The following is a 19598-nucleotide window of genomic DNA, read 5'->3' on the forward strand; positions in this document are numbered from 1 at the left end:
GGCCCTGCTGGCCGGCCGGCGGGCCGGGTCAGCGCTTCGGGCTGACCACCATCGCCGAGCCGCCGCCCCGCCGTTCCGTCTCGGCCGCCGCCAGCCACCGTCCGCCGGACAGCCGCTGCACACCGGTGGCCGCGCCGATCTCGGGGTTCTGCTTGAAGGAGTGGCCGAGCGCCTCCAGTTCGGCGCGCTCCGGTCCGTTCCACAGCCCCGGTTCCAGCTCCGTCCGGGCGGCGTTGCGCTGGCTGGCGCGCGGTGCGGCGATCGCGTCGACCAGCGGCATGCCCCGGTCGAGATGGTTCAGCAGGGTCTGCAGCACGGTGGTGATGATGGTCGCCCCGCCCGGGGAGCCCAGCGCCAGCACCGGCTTGTGGCCGTCCAGCACGATCGTCGGCGACATGGACGAGCGCGGCCGCTTCCCCGGGCCCGGCAGGTTCGGGTCGTGGACGGCGGGGTCGGCGGGCGCGAAGGAGAAGTCGGTCAGCTCGTTGTTGAGCAGGAAGCCCCGGCCGGGGACGGTGATCCCGCTGCCGCCGGTCTGCTCGATGGTGAGGGTGTAGGCCACCACGTTGCCCCACTTGTCGGCCACCGTGAGATGCGTGGTGTTCTCGCCCTCGTACGTGGTCGGGGCCGCGTGGCCGCGGGTGTCGCAGGAGCCGGGCGCGGACGGCCGGTTCGGGTCACCGGGCGGTACGGGGCTCGTGAGCACCGCGTCGTCCTTGATCAGACAGGCCCGGGAGTCGGCGAACCGCTGCGAGGTGAGCCCCTTGGTGGGGACGTCCTCGGCGGCGGGGTCGCCAACCCAGCGCCCCCGGTCGGCGAAGGCGATCCGGCTGGCCTCGATGTAGCGGTGCAGATAGTCGCGCTCGCTGAGCTTGGAGAGGTCGGTCCGCTCCAGGATGTTGAGCGCCTCGGCGACGCTCGTTCCGCCGGAGGACGAGGGCGCCATGCCGTACACGTCCAGACCCCGGTAGGAGGTCCGGGTCGGGGCCTGCCGCTTGGTCTTGTAGGTCCGCAGGTCCTCGGTGGTCAGATCACCGGCCCGCACGACGCGCCGCGCCTTCGGGTCGACCGGCGGCTTGCGCACCGTGTCGACGATGTCCCGGCCCAGCTCGCCCTTGTAGACGGCGCCGACGCCCTTCTTGGCCAGCAGCGCGTAGGTACGGGCCAGATCGGGGTTGCGGAAGGTCGAGCCGACCGCCGGTAGCTCGCCGCCGGGCAGGAAGAGCTTGGCGGTGGCCGGGAAGTCCTTGAACCGGTCCTGGTTGTCGGCGGTCTGCTGGCGGAAGGTGGCGTCCACCTCGAACCCGTCGCGGGCCAGCCGCTCGGCGGGCTTCAGCACCTGCCCCAGCGATCGGGTGCCCCAGGCGCCCAGGGCGTCGTTCCAGGTGGCCGGGGTGCCGGGGGTGCCGACGCTCAGCCCGCTGGTGACCGCGTCGGCGAACGGCAGCGGTGTGCCGTCCTTGCCGAGGAACAGGTCCTCGTCCGCGCTGTGGGGCGCGGTCTCGCGGCCGTCGAGCGTATGGACCTTGTGGTGCTTGGCGTCGTAGTAGACGAAGTAACCACCGCCGCCGACCCCCGCCGAGTACGGTTCGGTGACCCCGAGCGCGGCGGCGGTGGCCACCGCCGCGTCCACCGCGTTGCCCCCGTGCCGCAGCACGTCGATCCCGGCGGCCGAGGCGTCGGCGTCCACGCTGGAGACCGCGCCGCCGTAGCCAACGGCCACGGGCGTCTTGTGGGGGGTGGCGCCCGCCGCACGCGCGGCGCCGTCCTGGGTGGCGGCACCGGCCGGGGCGACGCCCAGGACCGCGACCATTCCGGCCGCGGCGGCCAGCGCGGGCAGCCTGCGCCGGACGGCCGCGGCGGTGGTGGTGGACGTGATGGACGATATGGCTGGTCGTGCGGCGTGCCCCATCCGTGACCTCCAAGTGGACGACAGGGGCCGGAGCCTACCCGCGAGCCTCATGCTCACGACAGGGCCGATCACCGTTCCGGCCGTTTATCCGTTCATGTGTCCGTGCGCCGCTACGCCGCAATGTGTACCCGGTTACGTCCGGACCGTCCTGGGGCGCTTCGGTACCCGTCGGCAGCCGGCCGTGGCCCCTGCCACTCGCACGGCGACAAGCGCCGCGCGGCCTGCGCACGCTCCCCTCTCCCCGGCGACTTCCCGGCGACGGTCCCTCCGGCCCATGCGGCCGCTACGATGCGCGGCCATGACAGACACCCTGCAGGACCTGATCGCCTCCGCGGCGGCCCTGATCGTGGGCCTGGCCGCCGGCTGGGCCGTGCACTCGGCGGTCGGACGCCACAAGCGCGCCCGCGAGCAGCGCTTCTTCGGGCTGCCGGACGGTTCGGAGTGTGTGCTGGTCACCCACCGGGACAGCACCACGGCCCACTGGAGCATCCCCCGCCATGACGCGCTGGCCCTGCTGGGGCTCGCGTCCGTCGTGGAGAACTGCGGGGCACATGCCGAGGTCGCCCCGCATGACACCGGGCTCCAGGGCGTCGGGGCGCGCACCGAGTTCTGCGTCGGCGATCCGACCGCGCACCGCCGGCTCGCCGCCCATCTGGCCAGTCTGCTGCCGGGCGTCACCGTGCACCCGGGCGACGAGTCCGGTGCGGACCGGGGGACGTTCACCATAGCCGGTACGCACTACCGCCCCGAGCCGGGCGCGGTCGAACATGTGCTGCTGGCCCGGCTGACGGCGGGTGACGACAGCCGGCCCGTCTTCCTGGCGGCCGGGCAGCGGCCGGTCACCCATCGCGCCGCGGTTCGCCACCTCGTCCGCAACCGCGCCCGGCTGGCCCGGAAGTACGGCGCCCAGGGCTCCTTCTGCCTGCTGCTGAAGGTGGTCAACTCCCAGGCGTACGGCCCGGACGTGGTGGAGCTGGTCGCGGATGTGACCAAGCCCGCGACCTCCCCGGCCGGGCCCCGCGCCGCCGCGAAGGCCGCCGCGAAGGACGGCTGAGCGAGCACGGCTGAACGGACGCGACGGAACGAGCGCCACTCGGCAAGCGCCGTTGAACGAGCGCGGCTGGGCGAGCGCGTCCGGGTGAGCACGGCCGGGTCAGCGCGGCTGAGCAGCCCCGGCCGGGTGAGCACGGCTGAACAGCCCCGGCCAGGCGAGCACGGCCGGGCGAGCACGGCTGAACGAGCACGGCCCGGTGAACGCGGCTGAGCAGGCCCGGCCGGGTCAGCGGCGGCGGAAGAGCCGGGCCCCGCCCACCAGGCACAGCACCGCCAGGGCCGAGGTGACGGCCGCGCCCACGGCGACCGTGGTGGTGACGTAGTGCCCCAGGAACACCTGGCGCACCGCGTCGACCGTGTAACGGAACGGCACGGCCCGCGAGACGCCCTCCAGCCATCCCGGGGCCAGGGTCATCGGCAGCAGCAGACCGGAGAGCAGCATCAGCGGCATGGCCGCCGTATTGGCGATGGCGGCGAACTCCGGGGGCGTCCTGACGTTCATGGCCAGCCCGTAGGAGAGCGCGGACAGGGCCGCCGCGAGCACGGCCACGAACAGCAGCCCGATCAGCACGCCCAGGAGCGGGGCGCGCAGTCCGAAGACCAGGCCGAGCAGCACCAGCAGCACCGACTGGGCCACCAGCTGGACGACATCGCGCAGGGTACGGCCGAGCAGCAGCGCCAGCGGGCTGACCGGGGTGGCCCGCATCCGGTCCAGAACACCGAGGTTGCGGTCCATCAGCAGCCCGAGCCCGACGTAGGACCCGCCGAGCAGGGCGAGCTGGACGAGCACCCCCGGGACCAGGGTCTGCCAGGACGTTCCGCTGACGCCCATGTCGAGCTGGGTCAGCAGCGGGCCGAAGAGGGCGAGGAAGAGCAGCGGCTGCAACATCCCGAAGAGGAGATTGGTCTTCGAGCGGAGCGTCGAGCGCAGGCAGCGGCCGAAGATGATGCCCGTGTGGGCGAGCAGAGTCATAAGAGGGCCTCGAGTGCTCAGATGGCGAGGGGTTCGTCGGCCGTGGTCCGGCCGGTGATGGCGAGGAAGGCGTCCTGGAGGCTGGCGTCCGGGTCGCCCGCGTAGCGGCGCTTGAGCTCGGCGGGGGTGCCCTCGGCGACGATCCGCCCGGCGTCCACCACCACGATCCGGTCGGCGAGCGCGTCGGCCTCGTCCAGATAGTGGGTGGTGAGGAAGACCGTGGTGCCGTGCTCGGCGCGGACGCGCCGCACCAGGTCCCACAGCTCGGCCCGGCTTCCGGGGTCGAGGCCGGTGGTGGGCTCGTCGAGGAAGAGCACCTCGGGCCGGTTGACCAGGCCCAGCGCGATCTCCACCCGGCGGCGCTGACCGCCGGAGAGGGCGGCGGTCGGGCGCTCCATGAGCCCCGACAGGCCCAGCTCACCGGCGAGTTCATCGGCGCGCCCGGCCGCCGCCGCCTTGGACATCAGATGCAGCCGGCCCTGCGTGACCAGCTCCTCGCGTACGGAGCACGCCGGGTCCAGACCGCCCGACTGGGCCACATAGCCGATCCGCCGGCGTACCCCCGCCGGATCGCGGAGCAGGTCGTGGCCGGCGATCTCGGCCGCGCCCCCACTGGGCGGCAGCAGGGTGGTGAGCATGCGCAGGGTCGTGGTCTTACCGGCTCCGTTGGGGCCCAGGAAGCCGAGGATCTCGCCGCGGCCGACGGTGAGATCGATCCCCCGGACGGCGTGCACGGGGCCGCTGCTCAGCGAGAACGTCCGGGTCAGGCCGCGGAGGTGGATGACGGATGAGGACATGCCCCGATCAGAGCACAACGCACCCCAAACTTGCAATCGACTTAAAGATTGAGCGTAGCAGCAAGGTTGGGGCGAGAAGCAAACTTGCATCCGGATCCGAACTTGGGGCGGGCTACAATACGGCCATGAGCGAAGGACTGCGGGAACGGCACAAGCGCCGTACGCGCCGGCGGATCGCGGACGTGGCCACCGGCCTGTTCATGGAGCGGGGCTTCGACCGGGTCACGGTCGCCGAGGTCGCCGAGGCCGCGGAGGTGTCCGTCAACACCGTCTACAACTACTTCCCGGCCAAGGAGGATCTGGTCCTGCCGCCCGACCAGGCGTCCCCGCGGCGGCTCGCCGACATCGTGAGCGAGCGCCCGCCTGGCCGGTCCGCCGCCCAGGCGGTGCTGGACCGGCTGCGCGAGGAGGTGGACCGCCGCGATCGCGCGCTGGGGCTGACCGAGGGCTTCGGCCCGTTCTTCGCCATGATGCGGGCCGCCCCCACGCTGGTCGCCCGGCTGGAGGACCTCGCCCACCAGATGAACGACGAACTGGCCGCCGTACTCGCCGAGGAGACCGGCGCCGCGCCGGAGGATCCGCTGCCGCGCGTGGTGGCCGCCCAGATCAGCGGCTATCACTCACTGATCTTCGGGGAGATCGGGCGGCGCGTCGCGGCGGGCGAGCGCCCCGACGCCATCGCCAAGGCCGTGACGGAACTCCTCGACGCCATCGAGGAGATGCTCGGCGCGCCGATGCTCGGCTACGCCGTACGGGAGGAGCGACCGTGTTCCGAGTGACGATCCGCGGTGCTTTCGAGGGACTGGACGAGGACGACCGCGCGGCCCTGCGCACCTCGATCGACTCCTTCCAGGTGGCCTTCACCGAGGCGGGCACCTTCACCTGCGACCGGAGCCTTTCGGCGTTCACCTTCCGCTGCCAGGTGCCCGCGGGGCCGGACGACGGGGAAGCCGAGGCGACCGAACGGGCCGTCAGGGCGCTGGCCGCGCACGGGTATCCCCATCGGGTCCTGCGGGTCGGGGTGACGGACATGCGGGACATCAAGATCCGCCGCAAGGGCAAGCGGCGCTGAGCCGCCGACCGGACCACGGCGGCAGCTGGGCCCCCGGGAACAGGCCCACCACCACGGCGACGCCCGGCCCAGGGGGACAAGCAACCTCGCAGGGACGCCCGGGCCTCCGGGCCCAGGCACCACCACGGCGACAGCCGGGCCCCAGGTTCAGGCGGGCCCACGGCGGGCGAGGCCGCACGGGCGGGGCCGGACCGGCCCCGGGAGCCAACCACGGCCCCTATCGTTACCCAGGCGTAACTTACCGCTCTATTACCGCCGGTAAACGGCCGAGTTACCGTCAAGTCACCAGCACCGGTGCTCCCTCTGCCCCCACGGCATCCCCACCAGGAGCCACAGTGACCCCTGCCCGTAACGCCCCACGCCCCATGACGGCCGCCGCCGTTTCGGTGACCCTCCTGGCCGGTGCGGCATTCGGCCTCGCCCCCTCCGCCCAGGCCGCGGCGCCCGCTCCGGCCACCTCCGAAACCGCCGCCAAAACCGCTGGCGCCACCGCCACCGCCACCGCCACCACCGCCTCGGACATCTCCGTCCGGTTCGTCGACATCCCCGGCGACGGCGGCGTCCGTCTCGCCGCCAACGTCGTCGCCCCCGCCGACGCCGACGGCTCCCACCGCCTTCCCCTCGTCGTGCTGCCCACCAGCTGGTCCCTGCCCCAGGTCGAATATCTCGCCCAGGCCAGGAAGCTCGCCGCGTCCGGCTATGTGGTGCTCACCTACAACTCCCGGGGCTTCTGGCAGTCCGGCGGGAAGATCGAGACGGCCGGGCCGCCCGATGTCGCCGACGCCTCCAAGGTCATCGACTGGGCGCTGGCCAACACCCCCGCCGACCCCGGCCACATCGGCATGGCCGGGGTCTCCTACGGCGCCGGGATCAGCCTGCTCGCGGCCGGTGCCGACCAGCGGATCAAGGCCGTGGTGGCCATGAGCGGCTGGGCGGACCTGGTCGGCTCGATCTACAGCGGCCGTACCCAGCACGCCCAGGCCGCCGGGCTGCTCGGCGGGGCCGGGGAGCTGACCGGCCGGCCCAGCGAGGAACTCCGGCGGATCCTCGACGACTTCCTCGGCTCCAACCTCGCCAGGGAACCGGAGCTGATCGCCTGGGGCGAGAAGCGGTCCCCTGCCGCCTTCCTCGACCGGATCAACGCGGGCGGCGCGGCCATCATGCTGGGCAACTCCTGGGGCGACTCGATCTTCCCGCCCAACACCTACGCCGACTTCTTCGAGAAGCTGACCGGCCCCAAGCGGCTGGAGCTGCGGCCCGGTGACCACGCCACCGGGGAGCTCACCGGGCTGCTCGGACTGCCCAACGCCACCTGGGACCACACCCGGAAGTGGCTCGACCGCTATCTCAAGGGCGAGCGCAACGGCATCGACACCCAAGCGCCGGTGCAGCTGATGTCCCGTACGGCGAACGGCGACGACTACGAGGGCTACCCCAGCTGGTCGGCCGTCCCCTCGGAGCAGCGCCGGATCCCGCTGAAGACCACCGAGAAGATCACCGCCAACCACGACTCGGGCGCCAACGCCGGTACCGTGCTGCTGAGCGGCGCCCTCGACCAGTTCCTGAAGATCCCGCCGCTCGCCTCGATCCCGCTGCTGCCGCGTTCCTACGCGGCCGTATGGCAGACCGGACCGTACGCGAGCGAGCAGCGGGTGCGCGGCACGGTGAAGCTGCACACCACCGTGACCAGCGACCGCTCCGACGGCACGGCGGTCGCGTACCTCTACGACGTGGGCCCGCTGGGCGTCGGCAAGCTCATCACCCACGCCCCGTTCACCTTCCACGACCGCGCCCCGGGCACGCCCTTCGGAGTGGATCTGGAGCTGTTCTCCACGGCGTACGACGTGCCGGCCGGGCACCGCCTGGCGCTGGTCGTCGACACCGTCGACCCGCTCTACATCGAGCACAACCCGGACGGCGCCCATCTCACCTTCTCGTCCCCGGACGCCGACCCGTCGTACCTCACGATCCCGCTGCGCGGCTGAGAGACGTCCGGCCGCCCCGGCCGCCGCCCCGGCTCAGTCGCGGGTGTCCCCCGGCATCGGGGCGGCCGGTTCGGGGGCGGCGACCTCGGCCTGGCGGGTCTTCACACTGCGCCGCTCCCGCTTGGCCACCCAGGTGGCGAACCACGACAGCAGCATGCACATCCCGATGTAGATCGGCGAGATCACCATGACCACCGGGATGAACGGCAGGTCGTAGTCGAGATTGGACGCGATCAGCTTTCCGGCGTGCAGGAACTCCTCGTAGGTGATGAGGAAGCCGAGCGAGGTGTCCTTCAGGGCCACCACCAGCTGGCTGATGATGGCCGGCAGCATCGCCCGCACCCCCTGCGGCACCAGGACGGACATCATGACCTGGGTCTTCCGCAGCCCGAGCGAGTAGGCGGCCTCGCGCTGGCCGCGGTCCACCGAGTTCACCCCGGCGCGGAAGACCTCGGCCAGCACCGAGCCGTTGTAGAGCGTCAGCCCGGTGACCAGCGCGGGCAGCGGCTGGACCTTCAGCGCCACGAAGACGAAGAAGATCATCACCAGGACGGGCATCGCCCGGAAGAACTCCACCACCAGTGTGGCCACCCAGCGCGCCGGGCGGTGGTCGGAGAGCCGCCCGGCGGCGAGCAGCCCGCCGAGCGCGAGGGAGAGGACCGCGGCCATCCCGAACGCCTTGAGGGTGCCCGCCAGCCCGTTCAGCAGCAGCTGCTGGATGCCCTTGTACTCGAACGGCATCCATTTGCGGTAGGCGAACTGGCCGGTGTCGATCAGAAGGTGGACCACCCAGCCGAGCAGGGCCAGCAGCACGACCACGGCGGCCAGGGCGTAGACCCGGTGGCGGCGGCGGGTGCGGGGCCCGGGGACGTCGTAGAGGGCGGTGGTCGAGGGGGCGGTCATCGCGGCACCCCCCAGCGCCGCTCCAGGAAGGAGAAGACCGCGCTGATGGCGAGCGTGATGATCAGGTATCCGGCGGCGATCCAGACGAAGGACCAGACGATGCTGTAGCCCATCTCATTGAGGGGTTTGTAGGTGCCGAGCAGTTCGGTGACGCTGAACGACCCGGCGATGGCCGAGTTCTTGGCGAGCGCGATGAGGGTCGATCCGATCGGCGGGATGACCGAGCGGAACGCCTGCGGCAGCACCACCGCGCTCAGCGTCTGGTCGAAGGTCATGCCCAGGCTGCGGGCCGCCTCGCCCTGTCCCACCGGCACCGTGTTGATGCCCGAGCGGACCGCCTCGCAGATGAAGGCCGAGGTGTAGCAGCCCAGCGCGATCACCGCGAAGACGGTGAACGGCAGCACCAGGCCGAACCGCGGCAGCCCCAGCATCACCGCGAAGAACAGCAGCGTCAGCGGGGTGTTGCGGAGCACCGTCACCCATGCGGTGCCGAACGCCCGCAGCGAGGCGACCGGCGCCACCCGGAAGGCGGCCATCAGGATGCCGAGCGCGAGGGCGAGCAGCGAGGCGTAGACGGTCAGCTGCACGGTGCCGAGGAAGCCCTTGCCGTAGAGCGAGAAGTTCTGGGTGAGCACGTCCATGGGATGGCCTTCAGCCGGTGCGGTAGCGGTCGACGGGGGGCGGTTTGGGGGCGGGCACACCGGACAGGCCGAGGGTCGCTTCGTACGCCTTCTTCCAGTCGCCGTTGCGCTCGCGGGCCCGGATCGCGTCGTCCAGCGCGAAGCGCAGCGCGTTGTCCCGCTTGGGCACGCCGATGCCGTACGGCTCCCGGGAGAAGGGCCGGCCCACCACCTTCAGCTCCTGGGGGGCCTTGGCCGCGTAGCCGAGCAGGATGGTGTTGTCCGTGGTCACCGCGTCCACCTGGTAGCTGAGCAGGTTGTCCACGCACACCGAGTACGTGTCGTAGGCGACCGCGCGGGCCTTGGGGTAGTCGGCCTGGATGCGCTGCAGCGGGGTCGAACCGGCCACCGAGCAGACCGTTCTGCCCGCGAGGTCGGCGGGGCCGCGGATGTCCTTCTCGTCGGCGCGCACCAGCAGCGACTGCCCGGCCATGAAGTACGGTCCGGCGAAGCCGACCAGCCGTTTGCGCAGCGGATTGATGGTGTAGGTGCCGACGTAGTAGTCGATCTGGCCGCTCTGGAGCGCGGTCTCGCGGTTGGCGGAGGCGATGGTCCGGAAGCGGATGGTCTTCGGGTCGAAGCCGAGGGAGGCGGACATCATGCGGGCGATCTCGATGTCGAAGCCCGAGTAGCGGCCGGTGGCCGGATCCCGCTCGCCCAGATAGGGCTGGTCCTCCTTGACCCCGACGGTGAGGTAGCCGCGGCGCTCGGCCCTGCGCCAGGTGGCGGACGCCGGCAGCCGGAAGCCGGTGGCCACCTCGTAGGTGGGCAGCTGCCCCGCCCGGGGGCCCTTGGCGGGCGGGCTGCCCTCCTTGCCGCAGCCGGCCGTGAGCAGCAGGGCCAGGGCCAGCGCGAGGGCGGCGGTCGTGCGGCGCAGACACCTCATGTCCGTCATCACCCGGCTCAGTGCTTGAGGATCTTGGACAGGAAGTCCCGGGCCCGTTCGCTCTCCGGGGCCCGGAAGAACTCCTCCGGCGGACGGTCCTCGACGATCCGGCCGTCGGCCATGAAGACCACCCGGTTGGCGGCCGAGCGGGCGAAGCCCATCTCATGGGTGACGACGACCATCGTCATGCCGTCCCGGGCGAGCTGCTGCATGACCTCCAGCACCTCGTTGATCATCTCCGGGTCGAGCGCGGAGGTCGGCTCGTCGAAGAGCATCACCTGCGGATCCATCGCCAGCGCGCGGGCGATCGCCACCCGCTGCTGCTGGCCGCCGGAGAGCTGGGCGGGGTACTTCCCGGCCTGGTCGGCGAGTCCCACCCGGCCCAGCAGTTCCCGGGCGCGCCGCTCGGCGTCCTGCTTGCCGCGCCGGCGGACCTTGGTCTGCGCGAGCGTCACATTGGCCAGCACGGTCCGGTGGGCGAAGAGGTTGAACGACTGGAAGACCATGCCGACCTCGGCCCGCAGCCGCGCCAGCTCCTTGCCCTCCTCCGGCAGCGGCCGGCCGTCGACGACGATGGAACCGGACTGGACGGTTTCCAGCCGGTTGATGGTCCGGATCAGGGTGGACTTCCCGCCGCCCGAGGGGCCGATGATCACGACCACCTCGCCGCGCCCGACGGTCAGGTCGATGTCCCGCAGAACGTGCAGGGCGCCGAAGTGCTTGTTGACGTCGCGCAGCTCGATCAACGGCTCACCGACGGCCATACCCGGCCCCACCCACTTTCCGCTGTGTCCCGGTCAGCGCAAGCTATCCATGCGAAAGCGACACTTCACCCAAGACACGCATCAAGAGGCGGATAACACCCCTGCGAGCGCAGTTCGGGCGCAGGAGGCTCGATCCGCACAGGAGGCTCGATCCGCACAGGAGCTTCACACCATCCGACGGCAACCCGCCAACTCCTCACGGCGAACGCCGCGTTGCCGTGAGCGAGAACTTGCCACGGGGTCACCGACGAAGGCTTCACCCGAAACAGACGCTTCCTAGCGTTTCGCCCATGACTTCGCAAACCGAACTCGTGAAGAGCAGCTTCGCCGCGGTGGAGCCGTACGGAACACAGGTGACGGAGTACTTCTACGACCACCTCTTCGAGCACCACCCCGAGGTGCGCCCGCTGTTCGCCGAGCACATGGGGGAACAGCGGGACCGGCTGTGGCAGGCCCTCCGGGCCCTGGTGGGCAAGGTGGAGGACACCGAGGCCGTGACCCGGATGCTGGACGGCCTGGGCACCCGGCACGTCGGCTACGGCGCCACCCCGGCACACCTCCCGGCCGTCGGCGCCAGTCTGCTCGCCGCCCTGAAGCACTTCGCCGGAACGGCCTGGACGCCCGAGACGGAGGCCGCCTGGGTCGCGGTCTACGGCGTGATCACCGATGTCATGGGACGGGCCATGGAGCGCGCGGGCGCCCCCGCCCCCGCCTCCGTCGGGACTGGGCACGGCTGAGCACCCCCGCACCGGGACGACACCGGCAGACGACACACCGGGCGGACTCCGGCCCCGCACGCCTCAGCCCTCAGCGACCTCGGCATAGTGCCGGGAGAGTTCGGGGGCACCATCGGCGGCCCACTGCTGACCGGCCGCCACGACATCGACCTCCCGGCCCGAGGCGAGCCTGACCACGGGCCGGCCGTCGGGCCACACCTGCCAGACGGCGCCGGGGACGGTGCGGACGATGACCGTGCCCAGGTAGAGACCGGCGTCGTTGCCGAGCCAGGGGATCTCCTCCGGGTCGTCCCGCCAGCGCGGCGCCATCTGGTCCAGCGCCTCCAGGGAGGCCGTCGAGTCGTCGAGTCCGATGCCGGCGGCCGCGGCCCGCGCACGCAGCAGTTCGCATTCGGAGAGCAGTTGGGCGATGCCCTGGGGATCCTCCTCCTGTGCGCTCATCAGGGCCGTACCCGAATCGGGGACACGTCGCTTGCGCAGGTTGTCCAAGAAGGGGATGTTCATACCACTCAGCGTGGCACCCAGGCCACCGGCGCACCACAGGGCGCGCGGTGCGGGCTGTGGCCCGATGCTCGTCTTGACGCCACCCACCCGCCTCCGTACGTTCTTCCCGCACCTGTCGGATCAGCGGTCGGGTTGGTTGCGAGAGGGGACAACGCGTATGCGCGTCGCGAGACCGTGGACAGCGGCCGGGATCGTCGCGGGAGGTGTCGGTCTCGCACTCCTGGCCCCCGCCGTCCCCGCACCGGCCGTCACGCCGACCCACCAGCCGCTCCCCCTGGAGCGGCTTTTCGACAACCGGGCGGTCAGCGACGACACCCGGCCGGGTGACGCCGACTTCGACGGTGCGGGCGCCTCGCTCTCGGTGCGGGACCTGCGGGCCGCCGGCTGGACTCCGGGGCGGGACATCGCCCTGGACGCGGCGCGGCTGACCTGGCCGAGGAGCGCGGGGTCACGGCCCGACAACGTGCTCGCCGACGGGCAGGCCGTGCGGCTGCGCGGGCGGGCCGGGGCGCTGACCTTCCTGGTGGCGGGCAGTTCACCGGGCGGCCCCGGCGCCGGGGCGAGCGGGGTCGGGACGGTGCGCTACCGGGACGGGTCGAGCACTCCGTACGCCCTGAGCGCGCCGGACTGGCGGGCGGGCCCCGCCGCCACCCGGGCCGTCGCCCTCCCCCACCTCAACACCCCCGCCGGACAGCGGCGGGAGACGGCCCGGCTGTACGCGGTGACGGTGCCGGTGGAGCGCGGCCGGGAGATCGCGTCGGTGGTGCTGCCGAAGGACCCGGGCCCGGCCGCCGACCTCCATGTCTTCGCCGTATCGCCGCGGCGGCCCGGGTACGGCTGGACCGGGAGCTGGGCGGCGAGCACCGCCGGATACACCAAGGTCGGGCCGTGGACCGATCAGACGCTGCGACTGGTGGTGCACACCAGCGCGGGCGGGCCGCGGGTCCGGGTGCGGCTGGCGAACACCTTCGCGGCGACGCCCGTGGAGATCGGCGGGGCGAGTGTCGCGCTCCAGGCGAGCGGGGCGGCGGCGCGCGGCGCGCCGGTGCCGCTGGCCTTCGGCGGGCGGCCGGGGACCTCGATCCCCGCGGGCGCGCAGGTGTTCAGCGATCCGGTGGACTTCCCGGTTCCGGCGGACGCCAATCTGCTGGTGAGCATGCACCTGCCGGGAGCGGTGGAGGCGGTGCCGGTGCACAGCCAGGCCACCCAGCGGTCGTATCTGAGCGCGGCCGGCAGCGGTGACCGGACCGGGGAGCCGGGGGCCGGGTCCTTCACCGGCACCCTCACCACCTGGCCGTTCCTGACCGGGGTGGATGTGCGGGGCGGGCCGGGTTCGGTGGTGGCGCTCGGCGACTCGATCACCGACGGCACCAAGTCCACCCAGGACGCCAACCGCCGCTGGCCCGATGTGCTCTCCCGGCGGCTGCGCGGCCAGCGGGAGGTCCCGGCGTACGGCGTGCTCAACGCGGGCATCTCCGCCAACCGCGTGGTCGCCGACCGCTATCCGGGCGAGGGCGTCAGCACGGACACCGGCGGGGTGAGCGCCCAGCACCGGCTGGAGCGGGACGTCCTGGCCCAGACCGGGGCCCGTACGGTCGTCGTCTTCCAGGGCGTCAACGATCTGCGGTGGGGCAGCCCGGCCGAGGAGGTGATCGCGGGGCTGCGGTCCCTCGCGGCGCGGGCGCGGGAGCGCGGGCTGCGGGTGGTCGGCGCGACGATCGCCCCGTGCGAGGGCGAGTCGCTGTGCACGGCGGACGCGGACGCGCGGCGCTCGGCCGTCAACGCCTTCATCCGGGACAGCGGCGGGGTGTTCGACGCCGTGCTGGACTTCGACGCGGTGGTCCGGGACCCCGGGCACGCGGCGCGGATCCTGCCCGCCTACGACAGCGGGGACCATCTTCATCCGGGGGACGCGGGGCTGGCGGCGCTGGCGGAGTCGATCGAGCTGCGGAAGCTGGTCGGGTAGGGGGAGCCGGGGGCTCCCCCGGGTGAGGACGCGCCGCCGCGGGCGTCACACCTCCAGGTCGACGACGACCGGGGCGTGGTCGGACGCGCCCTTGCCCTTGCGCTCCTCGCGGTCCACGTACGCGTCGCCCACGGCCTTGGCGAACCCCTCGTTGCCGTAGACCAGGTCGATGCGCATACCGCGGTTCTTGGGGAAGCACAGCTCGCGGTAGTCCCAGTAGGTGAACGGGCGGTCGTACTTCAGCGGCCGCGGCACCACGTCCGACAGCCCCGCCTTCCGCAGCGCCGCCAGGGCGTCGCGCTCCAGGTCCGTCACATGCGTCAGCCCCTCGAAACGGGCGCGGTCCCAGACGTCCTCGTCGGTCGGCGCCACGTTGAAGTCGCCGAGGACCGCGAAGGGGCGCTCACCGGCCGCGTCGTCGGCGACGGCGGTGCGCAGCGCCTCCAGCCAGCGCAGCTTGTACGTGTAGTGGGGGTGGCCGATCTCCCGGCCGTTGGGCACGTACACCGACCAGAGGCGGACCGGACCGCAGGTGGCGCCTATCGCCCGCGGCTCCTGGCCGCCGTCGTAGTCCGGGCCGCCGGGGAGGCCGACGGTGACGTCCGTGAGGCCGGCCCGGGAGAGCAGCGCCACCCCGTTCCACCGGCCGGTGGCGTTGACCGCGGCCTCGTAGCCCAGCTCGCGCAGCGGCTCGTACGGGAAGGCGGACTCGGCGCACTTGGTCTCCTGGACGCACAGGACGTCCGTACCGCTGCTCTCCAGCCAGGCGAGCAGCCGGGGCAGCCGGGCGGTGATCGAATTGACGTTCCAGGTCGCGATGCGCATGAGGGACAACCTACATCCCGGCGGTGACAGCCGGTCCGGGCCCGCACCGGCCCTACAGGGTGAGGGACTCCCCCGGGGTCAGCCGCAGGTGCTCGCCGCCGGCCGTACCGGGGCCGTCGGGTCCGAGCATCCGGCCGTAGACCGTGTGCGCCAGGTCCGACAGCAGGGCGTCGTGGACGTCGACGGCCCGGCGCGGGGCGACCGCGCGGACGTAGTCGAGGACCTCGGCGAACTTGTTCCAGGGGGCGTGCACCGGCAGCAGCAGCGTGTCCACCCGCCGTCCGGCGGGCACGGTGAACGCGTCACCGGGGTGGAAGACGGCGCCGTCCACCAGATAGCCGACGTTGGTGATCCGCGGGATGTCGGGGTGGATGACGGCGTGCAGCTGGCCGTGCACCTCGATCTCGAACCCCGCCGCGGTGAAGGTGTCGCCCTCCCCGATGGTGTGCACCCGCCCGGGGAACGCCGCCGAGATCTGGCCGGAGACGCTGGAGAGGGTCCAGATGTGGGCGGCGGGGTTCGCGTCGAGCGCCGTGCGCAGCCGCTCCTCGTTGAAGTGGTCGAAGTGCTCATGGGTGACCAGGATCGCGTCCGCGCCGACCGCGGCGTCCGCTTCGCTGAAGGTCCCCGGGTCGATGACGAGCGTCTGCCCGTCCTTCTCGATCCGGACGCAGGCGTGGCCCTTCTTGGTGAGTTCCATGGAGATCATTGTGCTACCGCGACCCCCGGCGACCGCACTACCCCTCCGGGCTGGTCTCCTCGCGGATGATCCGCTGGGCCACGGCGAAGGCGGAGTTCGCCGCCGCCACCCCGCAGTAGACGCCGGTGTGCAGCAGCACCTCCTTGATCTCGGTGGGGGTCAGTCCGTTGCGCAGCGCGGCCCGGGTGTGGGAGGCGAGTTCGTCGAGGTGGCCGCGGGCGGCGAGGGCGGTGAGGGTGACGACGCTGCGGGTGCGCCGGTCGATACCGGGCCGGGTCCACACCTCGCCCCAGGCGTAGCGGGTGAGGAAGTCCTGGAAGTCGCCGGTGAACTCGTCGGCCAGGGACTGCGCGTGGTCCACATGGGCGTCGCCGAGCACCTCGCGGCGCACCTTGATGCCCTGGTCGTAGGCGTCGGCGCGGGCGTCCAGCAACGGCTCGGGCACGCTCTCGGCGAACCCGGCGGCCTCGGAGCCGGACGCTGGGGTGGCGCCCACGGGTCTGAGCGGGGGCACGGGGGCCGCGGTCGCCCCGGTCGAGGTCATTCCGGTCAGGGTCATCCCGCTCGGGGTCATCCCGGTCGGCTGGTCGGAGGACTGCCAGGAGCTGGAGAAGTGGCGCACCAGCAGATCGGTGACGGCCATCGGCTGCTCGACGGGGGCCATATGGGAGGCGCCGGGGACGAGCGCGAGCCGTGCGTCGGCGATGCCGGCGACCAGGACGCGGGCGTCGGCGGCCGGGGTGACCTGGTCGTCGGCACCGGCCACCACGAGGGTGGGGACGCCGATCCGGCCGAGCTCGGGGCGGATGTCGAAGGCGGCGAGCGCCTCGCAGGCGGCGATGTAGCAGCCGGGGTCGGTGGTGCGGACCATCTGGACGGCCCAGTCGACGATGGCGGGCTGGGCGGCGGCGAAGGCGGGGGTGAACCAGCGCTCGGGGGTGGCGCGGGCGATCGGGTCGAGGCCGTTGGTGCGGACCACGACGCCGCGCTGCCGGAAGGAGTCGGCGGTGCCGAAGCGCGGGGAGGAGGAGACGAGGGCGAGCGAGCCCACTCTGTGCGGGTGCCGGAGGGCCAGTTCGGCGCCGACGGCCCCGCCGATCGAGCAGCCCGCGTAGCCGAAGCGCTCGATGCCGAGCTGGTCGAGGGTGGCCAGCAGCCGGTCGGCGAGGTCGGCCACGGAGGACGCCGGATGGGCGGGCGCGCCGCCGTGGCCGGGGAGGTCGAAGCGGAGGACGCGCCAGTGGCGGGACAGCTCGGGTATCTGGCGGTCCCACATGTGCCAGGTGGTGCCCAGGGAGGGACCCAAGATCAGGACGGGAGCCTCTTCTGGCCCGTCAAAGCAGTATTGCAGGGTGTTCGACGGTTTCTCACTCACGTCTCAGACCCTCTCACGTCTCACGACTGCCCCTATAACGCAGGCCCATCGCCCGCCGTGGCCTGGGCGCGCGCCCGCCCGCTCAGCACCGCCCGGGCTGCGTTCTCGGCATCAAGCGGGTCCGACCTGCCGCGCTGACGGCGGTCGGCCCGGTCGAACCGATTCACATCGGAGGCGCTGCGGGATGCCCGGCGCAGCGCTCGCCAGTTTCACCTCGTGCACATCGGCGTCCGCCCCCGGACGCCTGCCCGGGTGTGGTTCAGGCGTCGATGATGACGGGGATGATGAGGGGCTTGCGGCGGTGGGTGCGGAACGCCCAGTTGGCGACGGCCCGGGCGAGGAGCTGTTCGAGTTGGCGCGCGTCCCCGACGCCTTCCTCGGCCGCGGCGGCCAGGGTCTTCTCGATGACGGGGATGACCGGCTCGAAGGTGGCGTCGTCGTGGACGAAGCCCCGGGCCAGGAAGTCGGGGGCCTCGGCGAGGGCGCCGGTGTCCGCGTCGACGATCGCCACCACCGTCACCACGCCTTCGGCGGCGAGGGTGAGGCGGTCCTTGAGGGAGGCTTCGGTGGCGCCGCCGACTTCCATGCCGTCCACGTAGACGTTGCCGGCGGGGACCTTGCCGGTGATGGACGCGCGCCCGTCGACCAGGTCGACGACGACGCCGTCCTCGGCGATGACGACCCGGTCGGGGTCGACACCGGTACGGATGGCGAGGTCGCCGTTGGCCCGCAGATGGCGCCACTCGCCGTGCACCGGCATGACGCTGCGGGGCTTGACGATGTTGTAGCAGTAGACGAGTTCGCCGGCGCTGGCGTGCCCGGAGACGTGCACCTTGGCGTTGCCCTTGTGGACCACGTGGGCGCCCCACCGGGTCAGTCCGTTGATCACCCGGTAGATGGCGTTCTCGTTGCCGGGGATGAGGGAGCTGGCGAGCAGGACGGTGTCGCCCTTGCCGATGCGGATCAGGTGGTCGCGGTTGGCCATCCGTGACAGCGCGGCCATCGGTTCGCCCTGGGAGCCGGTGCACACCAGAGTGATCTTGTGGTCCGGAAGCTTCTCCAGCTCCTTCGTGCTCACGACCAGCCCGGAGGGGACCTTCAGATAGCCCAGGTCACGGGCGATGCCCATGTTGCGGACCATCGACCGGCCGACGAAGGCGACCTTGCGGCCGTGCTGGTGGGCGGCGTCCAGGACCTGCTGGATGCGGTGCACGTGGCTGGCGAAGCTGGAGACGATGACCCGGCGCGGCGCGGTGCGCATCACCTGCTCGATCGCCGGGTTCAGCTCTCGCTCGGAGGTGGTGAAGCCGGGTACTTCGGCGTTGGTGGAGTCGGTGAGGAACAGGTCCACGCCCTCCTCGCCGAGGCGGGCGAAGGCGCGCAGATCGGTGATGCGGTCGTCGAGAGGGAACTGGTCCATCTTGAAGTCGCCGGTGTGCAGCACCATCCCGGCCCGGGTGCGGATCGCGACCGCGAGGCTGTCGGGGATGGAGTGGTTGACCGCTACGAACTCGCAGTCGAAGGGCCCGAAGCCACGCCGGTCGCCCTCCCGCACCCGCACCGTGCGCGGCCGGATGCCGTGTTCCTTGAGCTTGGCCTCCAGGAACGCCAGCGTCAGCTTGGAGCCGACGACGGGGATGTCGGACCGCTCGCGCAGCAGGTAGGGCACGCCGCCGATGTGGTCCTCGTGGCCGTGGGTGAGTACCACGGCCACGATGTCGTCCAGCCGGTCCCGGATCGAGGTGAAGTCCGGCAGGATCACGTCCACGCCGGGCTGGGTCTCCTCGGGGAACAGTACGCCGCAGTCGACGATGAGCAGCTTGCCCGCGTGCTCGAAGACGGTCATGTTGCGGCCGATCTCACCCAGGCCGCCCAGGGCGATGACCCGCAGCCCTCCTTCGGGAAGGGGTGGTGCGGCTTTCAGCTCGGGGTGCGGATGACTCATACCCTGACGGTACCCGGAGAGCGGGAGGGTGATCCATTACCCTCCTCCCGACAGGGTCGGGGCACCACAACGGGTGTCCGGCGACGATCCGATGACGCCGGCGGCCGGGCAGGGAGGGGTCAAGGCCGGACCGCCTTCGGTGGGTCAGCCGTGAGCCCGGTGGTGCCGGCGAAGATCTCGTGCCCCTGTCGTGGTGGCCGGCCTCCGCGGCCTCCTGGTGCGCCTCGCCGCTGGGCCGCTCGGTGTACAGCAGTGCCAGCCGGCTCGGCCGGGGTCAGACACTCGTCCATGCTTCGATGAAGGCGTTACGTCCGGCCGCATCGGGCGACTTGTGCTCCGCATGAAGGACGCGCCAGGCGGTGAGTTCCAGGTCCCGGAGCCAAAGTTCGCCGATGACCTGTGTTTTGAGGTCAGGGAGGTGGTCGGACTCGGCGAGTGCCTGGCTGCTGTTCGGGACGAGCGCCGTCTACCACCTGGGTACCTGGGGGCCGATGGGCGAGGCCGTCTCGAGACGGCTCAGC

General features: G+C 72.1%; 18 protein-coding genes and 1 pseudogene. 7 read left to right on the forward strand and 12 right to left on the reverse strand.

The genetic code is table 11. The annotated features are described in order from the left end of the window. Positions 1-28 precede the first annotated feature (28 nt). Positions 29-1912: a gamma-glutamyltransferase gene (gene ggt / locus AXW62_RS19645; protein ID WP_060945678.1), complete on the reverse strand. Its 1884-nt coding sequence runs from the start codon at positions 1910-1912 to the stop codon at positions 29-31. A 298-nt stretch (positions 1913-2210) separates the two neighbouring features. Here ggt and AXW62_RS19650 point away from each other — a divergent pair, with 298 nt between their 5' ends. After that, positions 2211-2966, forward strand: coding sequence for a hypothetical protein (locus AXW62_RS19650; protein WP_060945679.1), 756 nt, complete (start codon positions 2211-2213; stop codon positions 2964-2966). A gap of 225 nt (positions 2967-3191) precedes the next feature. Here AXW62_RS19650 and AXW62_RS19655 read toward each other — a convergent pair whose 3' ends face one another. Together AXW62_RS19655 and AXW62_RS19660 are read right to left on the reverse strand one after the other, a co-directional pair. Next, a complete protein-coding gene (locus AXW62_RS19655) occupies positions 3192-3938 on the reverse strand; it encodes an ABC transporter permease (RefSeq protein WP_060945680.1) in 747 nt (248 codons plus the stop codon). 17 nt (positions 3939-3955) lie between these two features. Beyond that, positions 3956-4735, reverse strand: a complete 780-nt coding sequence (locus tag AXW62_RS19660; protein WP_060945681.1) for an ABC transporter ATP-binding protein — start codon at positions 4733-4735, stop codon at positions 3956-3958. A 125-nt stretch (positions 4736-4860) separates the two neighbouring features. Between AXW62_RS19660 and AXW62_RS19665 the strand changes: the two genes are divergently transcribed. From AXW62_RS19665 to AXW62_RS19675, 3 genes are all read left to right on the forward strand, one after another. After that, positions 4861-5514: a TetR/AcrR family transcriptional regulator gene (locus AXW62_RS19665; RefSeq protein WP_060945682.1), complete on the forward strand. Its 654-nt coding sequence runs from the start codon at positions 4861-4863 to the stop codon at positions 5512-5514. Then, a complete protein-coding gene (locus AXW62_RS19670) occupies positions 5502-5807 on the forward strand; it encodes a DUF6204 family protein (protein ID WP_060945683.1) in 306 nt (101 codons plus the stop codon). Before AXW62_RS19665 ends, AXW62_RS19670 begins: the two co-directional genes overlap by 13 nt. A 365-nt stretch (positions 5808-6172) precedes the next feature. After that, positions 6173-7792 (forward strand): alpha/beta fold hydrolase, encoded by a 1620-nt coding sequence (locus AXW62_RS19675; protein WP_060945684.1) that lies wholly within the window; start codon positions 6173-6175, stop codon positions 7790-7792. Between the two features lie 33 nt (positions 7793-7825). On the opposite strand, the gene AXW62_RS19680 is transcribed toward AXW62_RS19675, so the two are convergent. The 4 genes from AXW62_RS19680 to AXW62_RS19695 are packed head-to-tail and all read right to left on the reverse strand — an operon-like array spanning position 7826 to position 11025. Continuing rightward, entirely contained in the window at positions 7826-8695 is an 870-nt protein-coding gene (locus AXW62_RS19680) for an amino acid ABC transporter permease (protein ID WP_060945685.1), read from the reverse strand. Continuing rightward, positions 8692-9336, reverse strand: a complete 645-nt coding sequence (locus tag AXW62_RS19685) for an amino acid ABC transporter permease (protein ID WP_060945686.1) — start codon at positions 9334-9336, stop codon at positions 8692-8694. The genes AXW62_RS19680 and AXW62_RS19685 overlap by 4 nt, the downstream gene beginning before the upstream one ends. 10 nt (positions 9337-9346) lie before the next feature. Further along, the gene (locus AXW62_RS19690; RefSeq protein ID WP_494485898.1) at positions 9347-10270 is read right to left on the reverse strand and encodes a transporter substrate-binding domain-containing protein; all 924 of its coding nucleotides are present in this window, start codon (positions 10268-10270) and stop codon (positions 9347-9349) included. 8 nt (positions 10271-10278) lie between these two features. After that, positions 10279-11025 carry an amino acid ABC transporter ATP-binding protein gene (locus tag AXW62_RS19695; protein WP_030832717.1) on the reverse strand — a complete coding sequence of 249 codons (747 nt, stop codon included), beginning with the start codon at positions 11023-11025 and terminating at the stop codon, positions 10279-10281. A gap of 290 nt (positions 11026-11315) precedes the next feature. Here AXW62_RS19695 and AXW62_RS19700 point away from each other — a divergent pair, with 290 nt between their 5' ends. Continuing rightward, complete coding sequence (locus tag AXW62_RS19700) at positions 11316-11762, forward strand: globin domain-containing protein (RefSeq protein WP_063817618.1); 447 nt, start codon at positions 11316-11318, stop codon at positions 11760-11762. Positions 11763-11825: 63 nt separating this feature from the next. Here the strand turns inward: AXW62_RS19700 and AXW62_RS19705 are convergent, their stop codons facing one another. Next, entirely contained in the window at positions 11826-12266 is a 441-nt protein-coding gene (locus AXW62_RS19705; RefSeq protein WP_060945688.1) for a DUF6278 family protein, read from the reverse strand. Positions 12267-12423: 157 nt separating this feature from the next. Here AXW62_RS19705 and AXW62_RS19710 point away from each other — a divergent pair, with 157 nt between their 5' ends. Further along, positions 12424-14232, forward strand: coding sequence for an SGNH/GDSL hydrolase family protein (locus tag AXW62_RS19710; protein WP_060945689.1), 1809 nt, complete (start codon positions 12424-12426; stop codon positions 14230-14232). Between the two features lie 45 nt (positions 14233-14277). Here the strand turns inward: AXW62_RS19710 and AXW62_RS19715 are convergent, their stop codons facing one another. The 4 genes from AXW62_RS19715 to AXW62_RS19730 form a co-directional block, all read right to left on the reverse strand. Continuing rightward, entirely contained in the window at positions 14278-15057 is a 780-nt protein-coding gene (locus AXW62_RS19715) for an exodeoxyribonuclease III (protein ID WP_060945690.1), read from the reverse strand. A 52-nt stretch (positions 15058-15109) separates the two neighbouring features. After that, positions 15110-15757, reverse strand: a complete 648-nt coding sequence (locus AXW62_RS19720; protein ID WP_060945713.1) for an MBL fold metallo-hydrolase — start codon at positions 15755-15757, stop codon at positions 15110-15112. Between the two features lie 37 nt (positions 15758-15794). Next, positions 15795-17132 (reverse strand): bifunctional 3-oxoadipate enol-lactonase/4-carboxymuconolactone decarboxylase PcaDC, encoded by a 1338-nt coding sequence (gene pcaDC / locus AXW62_RS19725; RefSeq protein ID WP_060945691.1) that lies wholly within the window; start codon positions 17130-17132, stop codon positions 15795-15797. Positions 17133-17391: 259 nt separating this feature from the next. Further along, positions 17392-19077 (reverse strand): ribonuclease J, encoded by a 1686-nt coding sequence (locus tag AXW62_RS19730; protein ID WP_060945692.1) that lies wholly within the window; start codon positions 19075-19077, stop codon positions 17392-17394. Between the two features lie 428 nt (positions 19078-19505). On the opposite strand from AXW62_RS19730, the pseudogene AXW62_RS45905 reads away from it, so the two are divergent. Continuing rightward, positions 19506-19595: pseudogene (locus AXW62_RS45905) on the forward strand (PAQR family membrane homeostasis protein TrhA); the annotation flags it as partial. Between the last annotated feature and the right edge of the window lie 3 nt (positions 19596-19598).

Source organism: Streptomyces hygroscopicus subsp. hygroscopicus (assembly GCF_001553455.1).
GTDB lineage: Bacteria > Actinomycetota > Actinomycetes > Streptomycetales > Streptomycetaceae > Streptomyces > Streptomyces hygroscopicus.

What these genes read in the sequence shown, in the direction of transcription:
- ggt (WP_060945678.1), bottom strand. Translation starts at nt 1,912, where the DNA reads ATGGGGCACGCCGCACGACCAGCCATATCGTCCATCACGTCCACCACC.
- AXW62_RS19650 (WP_060945679.1), top strand. Translation starts at nt 2,211, where the DNA reads ATGACAGACACCCTGCAGGACCTGATCGCCTCCGCGGCGGCCCTGATC.
- AXW62_RS19655 (WP_060945680.1), bottom strand. Translation starts at nt 3,938, where the DNA reads ATGACTCTGCTCGCCCACACGGGCATCATCTTCGGCCGCTGCCTGCGC.
- AXW62_RS19660 (WP_060945681.1), bottom strand. Translation starts at nt 4,735, where the DNA reads ATGTCCTCATCCGTCATCCACCTCCGCGGCCTGACCCGGACGTTCTCG.
- AXW62_RS19665 (WP_060945682.1), top strand. Translation starts at nt 4,861, where the DNA reads ATGAGCGAAGGACTGCGGGAACGGCACAAGCGCCGTACGCGCCGGCGG.
- AXW62_RS19675 (WP_060945684.1), top strand. Translation starts at nt 6,173, where the DNA reads ATGACGGCCGCCGCCGTTTCGGTGACCCTCCTGGCCGGTGCGGCATTC.
- AXW62_RS19680 (WP_060945685.1), bottom strand. Translation starts at nt 8,695, where the DNA reads ATGACCGCCCCCTCGACCACCGCCCTCTACGACGTCCCCGGGCCCCGC.
- AXW62_RS19685 (WP_060945686.1), bottom strand. Translation starts at nt 9,336, where the DNA reads ATGGACGTGCTCACCCAGAACTTCTCGCTCTACGGCAAGGGCTTCCTC.
- AXW62_RS19690 (WP_494485898.1), bottom strand. Translation starts at nt 10,270, where the DNA reads ATGACGGACATGAGGTGTCTGCGCCGCACGACCGCCGCCCTCGCGCTG.
- AXW62_RS19695 (WP_030832717.1), bottom strand. Translation starts at nt 11,025, where the DNA reads ATGGCCGTCGGTGAGCCGTTGATCGAGCTGCGCGACGTCAACAAGCAC.
- AXW62_RS19700 (WP_063817618.1), top strand. Translation starts at nt 11,316, where the DNA reads ATGACTTCGCAAACCGAACTCGTGAAGAGCAGCTTCGCCGCGGTGGAG.
- AXW62_RS19705 (WP_060945688.1), bottom strand. Translation starts at nt 12,266, where the DNA reads ATGAACATCCCCTTCTTGGACAACCTGCGCAAGCGACGTGTCCCCGAT.
- AXW62_RS19710 (WP_060945689.1), top strand. Translation starts at nt 12,424, where the DNA reads ATGCGCGTCGCGAGACCGTGGACAGCGGCCGGGATCGTCGCGGGAGGT.
- AXW62_RS19715 (WP_060945690.1), bottom strand. Translation starts at nt 15,057, where the DNA reads ATGCGCATCGCGACCTGGAACGTCAATTCGATCACCGCCCGGCTGCCC.
- AXW62_RS19720 (WP_060945713.1), bottom strand. Translation starts at nt 15,757, where the DNA reads ATGGAACTCACCAAGAAGGGCCACGCCTGCGTCCGGATCGAGAAGGAC.
- AXW62_RS19730 (WP_060945692.1), bottom strand. Translation starts at nt 19,077, where the DNA reads ATGAGTCATCCGCACCCCGAGCTGAAAGCCGCACCACCCCTTCCCGAA.